The organism is Arthrobacter sp. StoSoilA2 (genome assembly GCF_019977195.1).
Taxonomy (GTDB): domain Bacteria; phylum Actinomycetota; class Actinomycetes; order Actinomycetales; family Micrococcaceae; genus Arthrobacter.
Map to the genome: position 1 here is coordinate 3,549,255 of NZ_AP024643.1, position 14,425 is coordinate 3,563,679.

At 62.5% G+C, this 14,425-nt stretch carries 14 protein-coding genes; 8 read left to right on the top strand and 6 right to left on the bottom strand.

The genetic code is table 11. The annotated features are described in order from the left end of the window. Window positions 1–54: 54 nt before the first annotated feature. The 5 genes from LDN82_RS16140 to LDN82_RS16160 all read left to right on the top strand — a co-directional run bounded on the left by LDN82_RS16140 (window position 55) and on the right by LDN82_RS16160 (window position 4,334). Window positions 55–1,647 carry a PspC domain-containing protein gene (locus tag LDN82_RS16140; RefSeq protein ID WP_224165007.1) on the top strand — a complete coding sequence of 531 codons (1,593 nt, stop codon included), beginning with the start codon at window positions 55–57 and terminating at the stop codon, window positions 1,645–1,647. Window position 1,648: 1 nt separating this feature from the next. After that, window positions 1,649–1,999 carry a hypothetical protein gene (locus LDN82_RS16145; protein ID WP_224165008.1) on the top strand — a complete coding sequence of 117 codons (351 nt, stop codon included), beginning with the start codon at window positions 1,649–1,651 and terminating at the stop codon, window positions 1,997–1,999. 94 nt (window positions 2,000–2,093) lie between these two features. After that, window positions 2,094–2,342 carry a PspC domain-containing protein gene (locus tag LDN82_RS16150; RefSeq protein WP_224088338.1) on the top strand — a complete coding sequence of 83 codons (249 nt, stop codon included), beginning with the start codon at window positions 2,094–2,096 and terminating at the stop codon, window positions 2,340–2,342. Between the two features lie 207 nt (window positions 2,343–2,549). After that, a complete protein-coding gene (locus LDN82_RS16155) occupies window positions 2,550–3,575 on the top strand; it encodes an ATP-dependent 6-phosphofructokinase (protein WP_223934019.1) in 1,026 nt (341 codons plus the stop codon). Window positions 3,576–3,584: 9 nt separating this feature from the next. Then, window positions 3,585–4,334, top strand: a complete 750-nt coding sequence (locus LDN82_RS16160; protein WP_224165009.1) for a GNAT family N-acetyltransferase — start codon at window positions 3,585–3,587, stop codon at window positions 4,332–4,334. Window positions 4,335–4,438: 104 nt separating this feature from the next. Here the strand turns inward: LDN82_RS16160 and LDN82_RS16165 are convergent, their stop codons facing one another. The 6 genes from LDN82_RS16165 to LDN82_RS16190 form a co-directional block, all read right to left on the bottom strand. Continuing rightward, window positions 4,439–5,953, bottom strand: coding sequence for a DHA2 family efflux MFS transporter permease subunit (locus LDN82_RS16165; RefSeq protein WP_224165010.1), 1,515 nt, complete (start codon window positions 5,951–5,953; stop codon window positions 4,439–4,441). A 92-nt stretch (window positions 5,954–6,045) separates the two neighbouring features. Further along, a complete protein-coding gene (locus tag LDN82_RS16170) occupies window positions 6,046–6,480 on the bottom strand; it encodes an ankyrin repeat domain-containing protein (protein ID WP_224165011.1) in 435 nt (144 codons plus the stop codon). Then, window positions 6,477–7,562 (bottom strand): folate-binding protein, encoded by a 1,086-nt coding sequence (locus tag LDN82_RS16175; RefSeq protein ID WP_224165012.1) that lies wholly within the window; start codon window positions 7,560–7,562, stop codon window positions 6,477–6,479. Before LDN82_RS16175 ends, LDN82_RS16170 begins: the two co-directional genes overlap by 4 nt. A 39-nt stretch (window positions 7,563–7,601) precedes the next feature. Further along, a complete protein-coding gene (locus tag LDN82_RS16180) occupies window positions 7,602–8,324 on the bottom strand; it encodes a flavodoxin family protein (protein WP_224088346.1) in 723 nt (240 codons plus the stop codon). Window positions 8,325–8,381: 57 nt separating this feature from the next. Beyond that, the gene (locus LDN82_RS16185) at window positions 8,382–8,981 is read right to left on the bottom strand and encodes an FABP family protein (protein WP_224088348.1); all 600 of its coding nucleotides are present in this window, start codon (window positions 8,979–8,981) and stop codon (window positions 8,382–8,384) included. 167 nt (window positions 8,982–9,148) lie between these two features. Then, window positions 9,149–9,883, bottom strand: a complete 735-nt coding sequence (locus LDN82_RS16190) for a permease (protein ID WP_224088350.1) — start codon at window positions 9,881–9,883, stop codon at window positions 9,149–9,151. Between the two features lie 262 nt (window positions 9,884–10,145). On the opposite strand from LDN82_RS16190, the gene LDN82_RS16195 reads away from it, so the two are divergent. The 3 genes from LDN82_RS16195 to LDN82_RS16205 all read left to right on the top strand — a co-directional run bounded on the left by LDN82_RS16195 (window position 10,146) and on the right by LDN82_RS16205 (window position 14,419). Continuing rightward, on the top strand, window positions 10,146–10,844 hold the full coding sequence (locus LDN82_RS16195) for a response regulator transcription factor (RefSeq protein WP_216925061.1): 699 nt from the start codon (window positions 10,146–10,148) through the stop codon (window positions 10,842–10,844). Between the two features lie 240 nt (window positions 10,845–11,084). Further along, window positions 11,085–12,065 carry a mycothiol synthase gene (gene mshD, locus LDN82_RS16200; protein WP_224165013.1) on the top strand — a complete coding sequence of 327 codons (981 nt, stop codon included), beginning with the start codon at window positions 11,085–11,087 and terminating at the stop codon, window positions 12,063–12,065. A gap of 104 nt (window positions 12,066–12,169) precedes the next feature. Continuing rightward, window positions 12,170–14,419 carry an RNA degradosome polyphosphate kinase gene (locus LDN82_RS16205; protein WP_224088354.1) on the top strand — a complete coding sequence of 750 codons (2,250 nt, stop codon included), beginning with the start codon at window positions 12,170–12,172 and terminating at the stop codon, window positions 14,417–14,419. Window positions 14,420–14,425 lie beyond the last annotated feature (6 nt).

The following is a 14,425-nucleotide window of genomic DNA, read 5'->3' on the forward strand; positions in this document are numbered from 1 at the left end:
ATTCAGGGTATCCCCCAGTAGAGGGCAGGGTACCCGGGACGGGAGGATCGAGGTATGAACGCGAACAGCATGAACCCAGAGGAATCCGGAACGCCTGGCAACGCCGGCACACCCGATCCTGGCGACGCCGGCACACCCGATCCTGGCGCCAACGCCGGCACATCCGCCGGCGCCCCGGGGGAACCGTCCCCCCACGCCTATCCTTCATCCGAAACCGGTCCCGGTGCACCCCGCACTGCACCACAGCCCCGCACCGAACCCCAACCGCGCACTGCACCCCAGCAGAACTTCTTCGACTGGATCCGCAGCCAGGGCGTCCGCCGTGGGCCGGACCGCTGGATCGGTGGCGTCTCCAGCGGAGTGGCGCACCGGTTCGGCATCGACCCCCTGATTGTCCGGGGAATATTCATCGTCCTGGCCCTCTTTGCCGGCATTGGCGTCCTCCTTTACGGCCTGGCGTGGGCCTTGCTGCCTGAACCGGACGGCCGCATCCACGTTCAGGAAGCAGCCGCCGGGCGCTGGTCAGGTGGCATGACAGGAGCGTTAATCACCACGATCATCGGCCTGCCTGGCCTGGGCCGCGGGTTCTGGGGCTGGGGCTGGAACGGCCTTCCCGGCCTGTTGTGGACGCTGTTCTGGGTGGGCGGCGTCATCTACCTCATCTACTACCTGGTGCAGCGCAACAAGGGATCGAAGGTGGGCCAGCCCATGAACCAACAGGACTTTGCAAGCACTTCTTACGGAATGGCTACTGCCTACGGAGCGCCCACGGCATACGGAACGCCAACGGCAACCGGGACAAACACTGATACCGGCATGAACACAGCTGCCGGCACCAACAGCGGTGTTCCGGTCTACGGCCAAGGCCAGCCAGGCACCAAACCGCAGGGTTATGGGGCTGGCCCCTACGAGCCATCAGGCCCCCGGCCGCCCTTCGGCCCCACTCCGCCCCAGGGCGGACAGCCTTTTGGCGGCCAGCCGCACAACGGTGAACCCAAGCCGCCCCGCGCCCGGCGCAGGGGTCCCGGGCCAGCGATAGTTGCCGTCACCGCGGGTGTGGCACTGCTGGTTGGGGGTACCTTGAAAGCGCTGGACGCCGGCAACATCATCGAGCTCGGCCACTCAGCCAACGCCGTGGTGTGGGCCGCGGGCGCAGCGGTCCTGGGTTTGGGCATCCTCATTGCGGGGTTGCGGGGACGGACCTCCGGTTTCCTCGGTTTCCTGGCGGTGGTGGCCTTGATCATCGGTGGAATCTTCAACGTCGTCCCACGGAATGGCGATCGCTTCACCTTCCATGACGTGGACTGGGCACCACTGAGCATTGAGCAGGCCCGGCAGGGGGTCGACGTCACTGGCGGCAAGGGAACAGTGAACCTGGACGACCTGGCCCTGACGGCTCCGCTGACCACCGAAATCGTGGTCCCCGTGGACGCCACGTTCAGCAACGTCACCGTCATCATCCCGGACGACGTACCCGTTGAGGTCAGGGCCGATATGACCTTCGGCAACCTCAACGAACACGGCTCGGACCGCGGCGGCCGCCTCCAGGACGAGCGTTCGGTCTACAACGCCGATAAGCCCGGAGCCAACCTCGTGGTGGAGATCGATGGCACTTTCAGCAACGTGACCATCCAGGAAGGAAACTGACATGAGCACGAACGAGTCAAGCAACGCACGTGAAGCAGCGGAATCCAATGAGCCCGCACCCGCACCGCGGCTCCAGCCAATACCGCTCACGCCACCGCTTGAGCCCAGCTATCGGGTGGAACCGAACATCGACGACGACGAACCGCAGCAGGCGCGGATCGGCACCGTGGTGTGGGGATTGATTGTGATTGCCCTGGCCGCTTTGTTGGCAATCTCCACCCTTGGTTGGGTGGTGCTGGACGGCACGTATGTGCTGATCGGCCTCATGATCGGCGCAGGCGCAGCCTTGGTCATCGGAGGAGTCCTCGCCGCCCGCAAGAGTGCTGGTAAAACCAAGAGCCCCGCAAGGTAACTGCCACCCCATCGTGACAGGTACCAACGTGACAGGTACCAACGTGACAAGCAACCAGCGTGACAAAGCAACCACAACAAGGAAGTCTGTAGCCATGGACAAGTTCTTCAGCATCGTCAGGGGCTTCGGCCTGAAGCGTGGACCCCAGCGCTGGTTGGGTGGTGTCTGCGGTGGGATCGCTGCGAAGCTCAGGGTGGACGTGGCATACGTTCGCGTCGCTTTCCTGCTCTTCTGCCTCTTGCCCGGGCCGGCTGCAGTGTTCTATATCCTCGCTTGGCTCATCCTGCCGGACCAGAAGAACAGGATCGTGCTGGAGTCGTTCATCAGCCAGCGTTCCCGTTAGGGTCACAACGATCAACGACTTCGACGCCAGCGACACAAAGCGCCCCGCCGCTGCGGGGCGCTTTCGTTGTTTTCAGGGAGATTTCCAATACCGCACGGCCGGGGTCGAAAGTAACCATTTGTGTCCCACCCCACATCCACGTCTACAATCGTTGGGAGCTCAGCGTGGCGCTCTACACGTATTCCTCCAAGCCATGAGTGAGCAAACATGAAAATTGGCATTCTTACCAGCGGTGGCGACTGCCCCGGACTCAACGCAGTAATCCGGGGAGCGGTCCTGAAGGGGATCGCAATCCACGGCCAGGAGTTCGTGGGTTTCAAGGACGGCTGGCGCGGCGTTGTGGAAGGTGATGTCATCGACATCCCCCGCACCTTGGTCCGCGGTATCGCCAAGCAGGGTGGCACCATCCTGGGCACCTCCCGCACCAACCCCTTCGAGAACGGTGGTGGACCGGACGTCATCAAGGCCCACATGGAACGCCTGGGCATTGACGCCATCATCGCTATTGGTGGAGAAGGCACGCTGGCGGCGGCAAAACGGCTCACCGACGCCGGACTGAAAATCGTTGGTGTTCCCAAGACCGTGGACAATGACCTCGACGCGACTGACTACACCTTCGGTTTCGATACAGCGGTTGAAATCGCCACCGAAGCAATCGACCGCCTCCGCACCACAGGTGAGTCCCACCACCGCTGCATGATCGCCGAGGTCATGGGCCGCCACGTAGGCTGGATCGCGCTGCACGCCGGAATGGCCGCTGGTGCACACGCCATCCTTATCCCGGAACAGACGGTCAGCATCGAGCAGATTACCGAGTGGGTCCAGGAGGCCCACGACCGCGGTCGCGCGCCCCTGGTGGTGGTAGCTGAGGGCTTCGTTCCGGACCACATGGAATCTCCCCACTCCGAGCGCGGACTGGACACTTTCGGCCGGCCCCGCCTGGGCGGAATCGCGGACCAGCTCGCCCCGGAAATCGAAGCACGCACGGGCATAGAGACCCGCGCCACCATTCTTGGCCACATCCAGCGTGGCGGCGTACCAACGGCCTATGACCGCGTTCTGGCAACCCGCCTGGGCATGGCAGCTATCGATTCGGTGGTGGAGGGACGTTGGGGCACCATGGTCGCCCTGAAGGGGACGGACATCTCCCACGTTGGTTTCGAAGAAGCACTGGGCAAGCTCAAGACCGTTCCGCAGCACCGCTACGACGAAGCGAGTGTGTTGTTCGGCTAGGCTGAATCCATGACTCTTGAGCCCACGTCCGCTGCCATTATCCAGCTGGCGTGGGCTCGGCATTTGGGGTTCGACGACGACGCTTTCGCCGCCGCCGCGGCCCGGGTCACCACTTCGGAGGTGGATCCAAGCGACCCCTCAAACCGCATCACCCTCGCCGACGAATCGGCGCAGGCAGTCGTTTTCCTCCGCCTTTTTGGTGCCTCAGCGCTGGTGGGACCCCAGTGGGTCCTCGACGCAGCCGCTGGAATTCCAGACACTGAGCTTGCCCAGCATGTCACGCTGTTGACCCTCACCCGGTCCCACGGTGGACACGGCCTGGGGTCCTCCGCCTTGTTCTTTGCCGACGACCTCCCACTCAATCAACCATCCGAAGACCTCACGGTCTCACGGGGCAATCCAGAGGCGATCGCGCTGGAAGGGCTGTGCCCCCCGGATGACGTCAACGAAGTGGGCCTGCAAGCCCTTGAGCACCGCTTCACCATCATGCATCCCGAAGAAGAACAGCCCACCCCCGTGGCGTGCGGGGCCTACTCCGAGTGGGAGGGAATCCTGGCCAACATGGGCGTCCTGGTAGCTCCGCCCTGGCGTCGGCGTGGCCTGGGAACGCTCGCTGCATCGATTGCTGCCCACGAAGCCCTGGCCGCTGGTCTGACGCTCCAGTGGAAGGCCGATGTCAGCAACAGCAGCGCACTCGCGATGGCGCGAAGCTTGGGATTCGCCACTGGCGGACTCCATGCGAGCGTGCTGCTCGGCTGACAAGGACCGAACCGGCCCAGCCTTGGTCTGGGATGGCACCGGTCCTGCCCCTACGTCCGGGTCAGGACCAGCCAAAAGTGGGCTGGCCCCCGCCGTTTGCCACGCTACTTCCGGACGGATTCCTGAGGAGCCCCACTTGAAGCAGCAGCTCCCCAGCCTTCAACGGACTTCGGTTTGGCAAAGAACACGGCCACCACTGCCCCGACGAGGATCGCACAGGCGGGCAGCACGATCGACTGGCTCATCGCCGTCGAGAATCCTGCATGCAGTGCCTCGGGAAGGGCGCCGTTCATGGACGCTTCGTTCGCCGGAGCTCCTGCTGGCGCCGCGGGCAGCTCGGCCGCAAGCCGCGCCTGGATCAGCGCGGCAATGGCCGCCGATCCAAGGACTGCGCCGATCTGGCGGGTGGTGTTGAACACGCCCGATCCGGCGCCCGCTTGGCGTGGCTCGAGGTTCCGTGTTGTCGCATTGGATACCGGCCCCCAAATGAAGCCATTGGCAACGCCCTGCAGGGCACTGGGAAGCAGGAACATCCAAATGGGAGTATCCGGCCGTAGAAGTGAAGCTGTCCAGAAGAGCGCTCCTGCCAGGCAAACCAGGCCGAAGGATGCGAACCAGCGCGGGTTGGCACGGTCGATCAGCTTACCCACGACGGGTGCCAGGCCACCGGAGATCACCGCCATGGGAATCATGAGCAACGCTGATTGGGTGGGGGTCAAGCCCCTCACAACCTGGTAGTAGAAGATGGTGGGCAGCGGGAACGCCGTCACTGTGAAGCCGACCACCATGATGGTGGTGTTGCCCAGCGAGAAATTGCGGTCCTTGAACAAAGCGAGCGGCAGCAGCGGTTCCCCGCCGCGCCGGCCCAGCAGCCACTGCCAGAGAACAAAGAGAACCAGGACCACGAGCCCTGCGATGATCAAGCCCCACACGGTAACGGCACCGGTGACCGTTCCCCACTTATAGGTTTGGCCTTCCTGGAGACCGAAGACCAAAAGAAACATGCCGACGGCGGAAAGCACCACGCCCGCGACGTCGAATGAATGGCTGTGTGTCGTCAGCTTCGGGACGAAACGGGTGACCATAAAGAAGGCGACAATTCCAATCGGGACGTTGACGAAGAAGATCCACTCCCAACCCAGTCCGTCCACCAGGACCCCGCCCAGAATGGGACCCACGAGGACAGCCATGCCGGCTGTCGCTCCCCAAAGCCCCATGGCGGCACCCCGGCGGTCCGGAGGAAAAATACGCGTGATGACAGCCATGGTCTGGGGCGTCATCATGGCCGCGCCGAGCCCTTGGACCGCGCGGGCGGCGATCAGCATGGTGATATCACTGGAGAGTCCGCACCACAGCGAAGCCAGGGTGAAGACCACCAGGCCGATCAAGTACAGATTCTTCGGCCCGAAACGGTCACCCAGCCTGCCCGTGATGAGGAGGGGTACCGCATATGCCAGGAGGTAGGCGCTGGTAACCCAGATGACGGCATTGATATCCGTCTTGAGGCCTTCCATGATTCGCGGATTCGCGACCGACACGATGGTGGTGTCGATAAGGATCATGAAGAAGCCTATGACGAGGGACCACAGCGCGGGCCACGGCTTGGCTACGTTTTCCAAGGGATTCCTTCGGCTGGTATGAAAGTTCTCTGATCCCGCACCCATCAGTACGGTTGTCGCAGCTGCCGGGCTTTCCCGAAACCCCTCGCGCCTTAGCCCAGAAGGGCCAATATTTCGGCCCTGGCAAACATCCTGGCCGCTTCGCGCGCGGTGGGAGTTCCGGCGTCGGGGTCTGCTCCTGCGTCCAGCAGCGCCCGGGCGACGCCCGTGTATCCCTTGAATACCGCCCCGGCAAGCGGCGTCTGACCACGGTCATTGGGGGTATTCACATCGGCGCCGTGGTGCAGGATCAACTGCACGGTTTCCTCGTGCCCATGGTAGGCAGCAAGCATCAGCAGCGAATCTCCGGAGGCGTTGGTGAGCGTGGCCGGGGCACCGGCATTCAGGTAGCTCCGAAGCATCTCGGTGTTGCCTTCGCGGGCGGCATCGAAGAGGGAGTGGGCCAAGGCGACTGCTTCGTCGTCGGCGCCCGTATCGGTGGCGGCAGAGTCGGCTTCGGATCCGGTGCTGTGACTAGGTTGGCTCATCGATGGGGTCCCTTCAGGAATCCGGTTTGGCGCCCGACCACCTGGCCGGCGTCGGGGGCGACGATCACTTCCTGGGCTGCGATATAAGGCTCCTCGCCGTCCATGACTGTCAACGTTTCATCCGCCGGAACGGAGCGCTTGATGACAGCCAAAGCCACAGGGCCCATCTCGAAGTGCTGCGCCACAGATGTCAGAGTACCCACCTTGCGCTCCCCCGCAAATACAACACTGCCAACGGCCGGAAGAGTGTGTTGCGAGCCGTCCAGCTGCAGGAAGACGAGGCGCCGCGGCGGATGGCCGAGATTGTGAACGCGTGCGATGGTCTCCTGGCCCTTGTAGCAGCCCTTGCTCAGGTGAACGGAGGTGCGAATGAGGTCCAGCTCATGCGGGATGGTCCTGTCATCGGTCTCCGCACCGAGACGTGGGCGCCACGCGGCAATCCGGAGGGCGTCGGCCGCCATGGCACCAGCCAGGGACAGGCCTTCGACCACGGATTCCAGGTCTGCCGCCGGGACGAGGTATTCGAACCATGGGCGTTCGAGGCCAGGGTGCGACTCCTCCGGGACAGTGCTGTAGGAATAGCCGCCCGGGCCTACATGCGGCCACGGATCTTCCCAAACCAAGTAATCGCCGAGCTTCTCCACGGGCTTCGTGGAACCAAGGACAGCCCACTCCCCGGAGACATCCGTGACGTCCACGCGAAGCATGAACTTCATCTTGTTCAACCACTCGGCCAACGGCTCCGCTTCCGCGGCCTCGACGATCAGCCAGGTGGTTTCACCGTCGTCAATAACCCGCGCATCGAACTCGATGCGGCCCTGGACACTGAGCAGCAACAGTTCGCTGCCAACACGGGGCTGGAGGTTGGTCACCTGCTGGGATGAAAGCGTGTTGAGCCAGCTGAGGCGGTCCGGACCGGACACCGTCACCACGCCCCGGTGTGAAAGATCCACGACGGCGGTACCGGTTGCCAGAGCGCGTTGCTCCCGCAGCGGCTCGCCATAGTGGGCCGCGACGCCGGCATCCAGACCAGTGTCTTCGACAGCGCCAGGGCGCGACAACAGGGGGCTCTTGTAAGTCATATGTAGTAGAAGTCCTTGCGGCTCAGTGGTATTCCGGAATCAGCGGTATTCCGGGTTCTCGAAATCGAATCGCGTGCCGGCTTTCCATTCTTCCGGAAGGTTGCCATAGGCAGGGATGCCGCCTGCATCCCTGAGCAGGCGGGCCATGTGCATCAGGTTCCAGGACATGAAGGTGGTGTTCCTGTTGGTAAAATCACTCTCCGGACCACCGGACCCTTCATCCAGATAGCTTGGCCCTGGGCCTACAGGGCCAATCCAGCCGGCATCAGCTTGCGGAGGAATAGTGAAGCCTATGTGCTGGAGGCTGTACAGCACGTTCATGGAACAGTGCTTGATGCCATCTTCATTTCCGGTGATGAGGCATCCACCCACTTTCGGGTAGAACGCCCACTGGCCCTTGTCGGTCAGTTCGCCGGAGTGGGCGTACAGACGCTCAATGAGCTTCTTCGTCTGGGAAGAGTTATCGCCCAACCAGATGGGACCGGCCACCACCACGATGTCGGCCTCAGCGACCAACGGATAGATCTCCGGCCATTCATCGGTTTTCCAGCCGTGCTCCCGCATGTCCGGATAGACACCGCTGGCGATATCGTGGTCGACAGTCCGGATGAGGCGGGTGGTGACGCCCTGCTTTTCCATGATGTCGCGGCTGATGCGGATCAGCCCATCGGTGTTGCTGACCTGAGGTGAAGGTTTCAACGTGCCGTTGAAGAACACGGCCTTGAGTCCCTCGTAGCCTCCCGGTTTGAGGTTGTTATTCACTAGCTGCTCCTTTTGCTGGTTGCGTGTGGAACGTTCAGTGACACCTCGCGCCGGGCGTCAGGAAACCCTGTGAAGGAACGCCGAGGCGTGTGGTTCCAATGCCTTGCCGTTGGCGGCAACATCCCAGCGCCAGAGGAGATTGCCATCCACCAGGCCAAAGATCCGTGTTGCGGCGGTGTACTCCTTTGAGTGGCTGCCGCGCATCACCATATCCGTGGTGAGCTGGATCTGTGGTCCCTTGATCTGACCGTAGTAGAGCTCGGTGATTCCGCCAGGGTGGGCAATTGAAACCGAGATATCGAAGCCGCCTTCTTTGTTCCGGCGTTCTTCGACCTCATCGGCGGTCTTGAGCACGGGCACAATGTCCGCAGGGATCAGCCCGGGACCACCGTCGCCTTCCTGGAGCTTGCGTTCCAAGGCCCAAAAGCCGGTTTCAACGGTCAGTGGGCGCAACTTTGCACCGGCGTCGTCGCTGATCCAGGTCTCGGCCCTGTACTGCAGGTACGGCAAACCGTTATGGGTGAAGGAAACGTGTTGGACGAAATGCTCCGAATCCTCATCACCACTGCCAAGCCGGCCGCGGCCTTCCCACTCACCAATGAGCCAGGAAAGCGGGACGAGTTCAGGCGTCAGGTCTGTTGGAATCTCAATAGGCACAACGACTACCTCTTTTGGACTGCAGGATCAGAAGGCTTTACTTCTGGCCCTTGAAAAGGCGGTAAACAACGAAACCCGCAAACCACGCCATGGCAATGCTTGCCAGGCCAAGGAGAACGAGGAAGAAGATTTCAAATGCGAGTACAGACATGATGCAATCCTAACCGTTAGTAGATGAGTAGTTTGTCTATGAAGTAGGCCAAGGCTCCCACAGCCCACACCGGTGCGACGCCCATTCCCAATGCTGCCGGAATATTGAGCCGCCCGCGCCTGAGAGTAGTCATCCGCCGGAAGCACACGAGGACCGACCCGACCACGACGCCCACCAAGGCAGCAGGCAGCACGGCGATATCGGAAAAAACAAGTCCGGCCAAGGGGCCCATGAGTCCGGCCATAACGATGCCCAGGGGAGCCACAATCCGGTCCGGCCAACGAATGACGCCCACCAGCAGTGCCACTGCGGCGCTCAACCCGGCCACCAGGACCATTTCCTTGACGCCGTTGAACCGGGCGCCGGCAATCCATCCTGCACCGAGGCAATTCAACAGGACCCCGGCACAACAGCCGAGCGTGGACTCCAGGCGCTGCGCCTGCCCCGTTCCCCGCACGAGCTGGATGATGAACACCGCCATGACGCCCAAGGCAATGAAGGCGGGGGTACCATCCAGGAATCCAGGAGCCGGCATGTAAGCAGCCGTCAAGGCCGACCCGGCACCGGCCAGGGCAATGACCGAGGCCAGGGTTTTCTTGGCCGGGACCGCAAGGAAATGCGGCCAACCAAGCCCTACAGCCGCGGACGCCACAATGCCAATGCCCACCATGGCTTCCCGGGAAACGAAGGTGCTGGCCACGATGGCTGCGAGCGCCACGAGTCCGAATACCCCGATGCTCCAAGACTTCACTGTGTGCCCGACCTCAATTCGATGCGCCTTACGACCTCCCGACAATCCTGCCTTATGGCGGGCGAATATGTCGTAATTCCGGTGGCAGCCCGTCACGAATCCCTGACTGGCGGGGCTCGGGTGGGTATACTCGGACTTCAACGGCCCACACTGTTTGCCTTGATTCCGTTACAACGGGCCAAGGCTTGCCAGCTGCCGTGACCGGCCGGTGAAATTCCGGTTTCGACGCCCGATGATGCGCGTACAGCCCATTGGAGGAACTATGTCGCACATCCTGCTCCTGACGAACAGCACCGGCTCTTCGGTGGACATTCTGCCTGCCCTTGAGCTGCTCAACCACCGTGTTCACATCCTCCCGGCAGAACCGACTGCGCTGCTCGAAACCGACCCCACGGACATCGTCTTCCTGGATGCCCGCAAGGACCTGGTGGGGGCACGCTCCCTGACGCAACTATTGAAGGCCACCGGACTCAGCGCCCCGCTCATGCTGATTCTTACCGAGGGCGGCATGGCAGCCGTTTCCTCTGCATGGTCAGTGGATGACATCGTGCTGGACTCCGCAGGCCCTGCTGAGGTCGAGGCGAGAATCCGTCTGGCCATGGCCCGTGCTGTACCAGGCGAAGAGGAGACCCAGACGGAGATCCGCGCCGCCGGCGTCGTTATCGATGAAGCGAGCTACACCGCCCGGGTCAGCGGCCAACCCCTGAACCTGACGTTCAAGGAATTCGAGCTCCTCAAGTACCTCGCCCAGCACCCCGGACGCGTGTTTACCCGCCAGCAGCTGTTGACCGAAGTCTGGGGCTACGACTACTACGGTGGCACCCGGACGGTAGACGTGCACATCCGACGCCTCCGCGCCAAGCTCGGTGTTGACCACGAGAATCTCATCAGCACGGTCCGCAACGTCGGTTATCGCCTGACCTTGGTCAGGCTCCCGGATGACGAACTCTCGGAAGCGTAGACCGCGCGTCGACTGTGAAACGAAAAGAGGCCAGGATTCACATGAATCCTGGCCTCTTCCCTTTTCCGTGGAGGACATACGGGTCGAACGTATCGAGGCCACCCCACTGGTGGATCCCCCCTGTGTTGACTGCACGGTGGGCTACAGAGCCGCCGCAAAGCCGAACGAGATAACGAGCCTACAGCCGTTTCAAGGGGACTTCAAATTACAGTGCTTGCCCCGGACGTATAGCCTTGCATCATGAGTCAAGCGCACCCTGAGAACTGGCCAGTACTGCTCGTCACCGGCGCCCTCGATCCCGAACTCCTCACGGACTTCAGGACACTCGCAGCGGCCGCCGAGGAATCCGACGGCAACCCTCCCCTGTCTGAACAGACATTGGTCATGTTGCGTGGCGCCGATGCCGGCGATCACTCCGTCCTGTCACTTGCGCTTTATGCCCCGGATGAGGATTCAGATCCGGCGACCGGAGAAGACCTGGCGGGAATCGCCGTCGTCGTTGAAGCGCCCGGCCCATCGGGAACAACGGGTGTCCTCGAATTGGCAGTCCACCCCACCTACCGCAACCAAGGTGTAGCGGGCCGCCTGCTGGAGGCGCTGGAAGGCAAACGCGGTTTTGAGGGCTTGAGCGCCTGGTCCCACGGCAACCACGAGGCCGCGGCGGAGCTGGCCACCCGTTTTGGCTACGGTCCCGTGCGTGAACTGTGGAAGATGCGGCTGATGTCCTCCACGTCCGCACTGCCCGACGTCGGCCTCCCGGACGGGGTCTCATTACGTCCCTTCGTGCCGGGCCAGGACGAGGACGCTTGGCTTGCAGCCAACCGCGCGGCCTTCTCGCACCATCCCGAGCAGGGCTCCATGACGCGGGCCGATCTTGAGGCCCGCAAGGCCGAAGATTGGTTTGATCCCGCCGGCTTCCTCCTGGCCGTTAGTGACGCAGGCGAACTGCTGGGATTCCACTGGACCAAGGTTCACCCGCGGCAGGGGCCCCATCCCGCGATCGGCGAGGTGTACGTAGTGGGTGTCACGCCCGGGGCGCAGGGCCTGGGGTTGGGCAAGGCACTCACCGTGGCCGGGATCAGGTACCTGCAGGACAAGGGCCTGCACGCCGTCATGCTTTACGTCGATGCCGACAACCGGGCCGCGGTATCCCTATACCAGAAGCTTGGCTTCATCCGTTGGGACACCGATGTGATGTATGGACCTTTAACCAAGAATTAACCTCAGCATCCCGCTGCAAGGAAAGCCCGGGACTTCTTGGATTCGGGCACCGGAATTGCTTGTAATGTGGGAGGAAACCCAGTCCTGAGCTTAGGAGAACCCCCATGCAGCCGGACCCCGTCGGCACCGCCGGATCCACTTCGAAGGGCGCCACACTGCCCCCACGCTTCGGATCATCGGAAGTGCCGGCTTCACGAGCCACCCAGGACCGCATTGACATCCCGGAATTTGCGCCGAGCCTGGAACCCGAAGGCGACATCACGCCGGACCGTTTCCTGGACCGTGAACTCAGCTGGCTTGCATTCAACTCCCGCGTTTTGGAGCTCGCGGAGGATCCGGACCTCTTCCTCCTGGAACGCGTGAATTTCCTGTCGATCTTTGCCTCCAACCTCGACGAGTTCTTCATGGTCCGCGTTGCCGGTTTGAAGCGGCGCATCGCCACCGGACTTGCTGTTCCCTCCCCCGCCGGCCTGAGCCCCATCGAGGTGCTGGAGCAGATCGGCCAGGAGGCGCACAAGCTGCAGGAACGCCACGCGCGTGTCTTCGCCGAACAGATCCGTCCTGCCCTGGCTTACGAGCACATCCACATCATGCACTGGAATGAATTGGATGAAGATGCCCGTCACCGGATCAGCATCATGTTCCAGGAGAAGGTCTTCCCGATCCTGACGCCCCTGGCCGTGGATCCCGCACACCCCTTCCCCTACATTTCCGGCCTCTCGCTGAACCTTGCGGTGATTGTCAGCAACCCCATCAGCGACAAGGAACTCTTCGCCCGTGTAAAGGTTCCGGACCAGCTGCCGCGCCTGATCTCCGTGGACGGCCCCCGTGCAGGTGCCATTCCTGGCCGTGTTGCCCGCTTCATTGCGTTGGAAGAAGTCATTGCAGTCCACCTGGACAAGCTCTTCCCCGGCATGGAAGTCCTGGAGCACCACACCTTCCGCGTCACCCGCAACGAGGACCTTGAGGTAGAGGAAGACGACGCCGAGAACCTCCTCCAGGCCTTGGAGAAGGAACTCCTTCGCCGCCGCTTCGGCCCTCCTGTGCGCCTGGAAGTCACCACGGACATCAACCCGAACATCAAGGCTCTGCTCATCCGGGAACTCGGCGTTGAAGAGTCCGAGGTCTACTCGGTTCCGGCGCCCCTGGACCTCCGTGGCCTCTCTGCGATCAGCGCCATTGACCGCCCCGACCTCCACTACCCCAAGCATGTCCCGCACACGTCCCGGTATCTCAATGAATCCGAAACGTCCAAGGCGGCCAACGTGTTTGCTGCCATGCGCCGCCGGGACATCCTGCTCCACCACCCGTACGACTCGTTCTCCACTTCCGTTCAGGCATTCCTTGAACAGGCCGCCGCGGACCCCAAAGTCCAGGCCATCAAACAGACCCTGTACAGGACGTCCGGCGACTCCCCCATCGTTGACGCGTTGATCGATGCCGCAGAAGCCGGCAAGCAGGTCCTTGCCCTGGTGGAGATCAAGGCCCGCTTTGACGAGCAGGCAAACATCTCCTGGGCCCGGAAGCTGGAACAGGCGGGCGTACACGTCGTGTACGGCATTGTGGGCCTGAAGACCCACTGCAAGTTGTCTTTGGTGGTCCGGCAGGAAGTGGATGGCCTGCGCCGCTATTGCCATATCGGTACCGGCAACTACCACCCTCGGACCGCCCGCTACTACGAGGACCTCGGCTTGCTCACGGCGAACGAGCAAGTGGGCGAAGACCTGTCCAAGCTGTTCAACCAGCTCTCCGGATACGCACCGAAGTCCACGTTCAAACGGCTGCTCGTGGCGCCGCGTTCCGTGCGTGCCGGCCTCATCGAGAGGATCGAAGCGGAAATCCGCAACGCCCGCGCCGGCGTTCCTGCCCGCGTCCAGATCAAGGTCAATTCCATGGTGGACGAAGCCATCATCGACGCCCTCTACCGCGCCTCGCAGGCCGGTGTGATGGTGGACGTGGTGGTCCGTGGCATCTGCTCCCTCCGGCCGGGCGTACCGGGCCTGAGCGAAAACATCACGGTCCGCTCCATCCTCGGCCGGTTCCTGGAACACTCCCGCGTCTTTGCTTTTGCGAACGGTGGGGACCCTGTGGTTTACATCGGATCCGCAGACATGATGCACCGCAACCTGGACCGGCGTGTTGAGGCACTCGTCCAGTTGGCCAGCAAGGAAGACACCGCCACGGTCGTGGACCTCATGAACCGTTATGTGGACGACGGAACCGCGAGTTGGCACTTGGACAACCAAGGTCATTGGACCAGGCACCACCTTGACGAGGACGGAAAGCCTCTGTTGGACATGCAGTCCTGGCTCCTTGCATCCCGGTCACGCCAGCGTGCAGCGGCCCGGCGGTAAGGGAAC

Excerpts from the sequence above, each read along its gene's own strand:
- LDN82_RS16140 (WP_224165007.1), top strand. The coding sequence starts at position 55 with ATGAACGCGAACAGCATGAACCCAGAGGAATCCGGAACGCCTGGCAAC.
- LDN82_RS16145 (WP_224165008.1), top strand. The coding sequence starts at position 1,649 with ATGAGCACGAACGAGTCAAGCAACGCACGTGAAGCAGCGGAATCCAAT.
- LDN82_RS16150 (WP_224088338.1), top strand. The coding sequence starts at position 2,094 with ATGGACAAGTTCTTCAGCATCGTCAGGGGCTTCGGCCTGAAGCGTGGA.
- LDN82_RS16155 (WP_223934019.1), top strand. The coding sequence starts at position 2,550 with ATGAAAATTGGCATTCTTACCAGCGGTGGCGACTGCCCCGGACTCAAC.
- LDN82_RS16160 (WP_224165009.1), top strand. The coding sequence starts at position 3,585 with ATGACTCTTGAGCCCACGTCCGCTGCCATTATCCAGCTGGCGTGGGCT.
- LDN82_RS16170 (WP_224165011.1), bottom strand. The coding sequence starts at position 6,480 with ATGAGCCAACCTAGTCACAGCACCGGATCCGAAGCCGACTCTGCCGCC.
- LDN82_RS16175 (WP_224165012.1), bottom strand. The coding sequence starts at position 7,562 with ATGACTTACAAGAGCCCCCTGTTGTCGCGCCCTGGCGCTGTCGAAGAC.
- LDN82_RS16195 (WP_216925061.1), top strand. The coding sequence starts at position 10,146 with ATGTCGCACATCCTGCTCCTGACGAACAGCACCGGCTCTTCGGTGGAC.
- mshD (WP_224165013.1), top strand. The coding sequence starts at position 11,085 with ATGAGTCAAGCGCACCCTGAGAACTGGCCAGTACTGCTCGTCACCGGC.
- LDN82_RS16205 (WP_224088354.1), top strand. The coding sequence starts at position 12,170 with ATGCAGCCGGACCCCGTCGGCACCGCCGGATCCACTTCGAAGGGCGCC.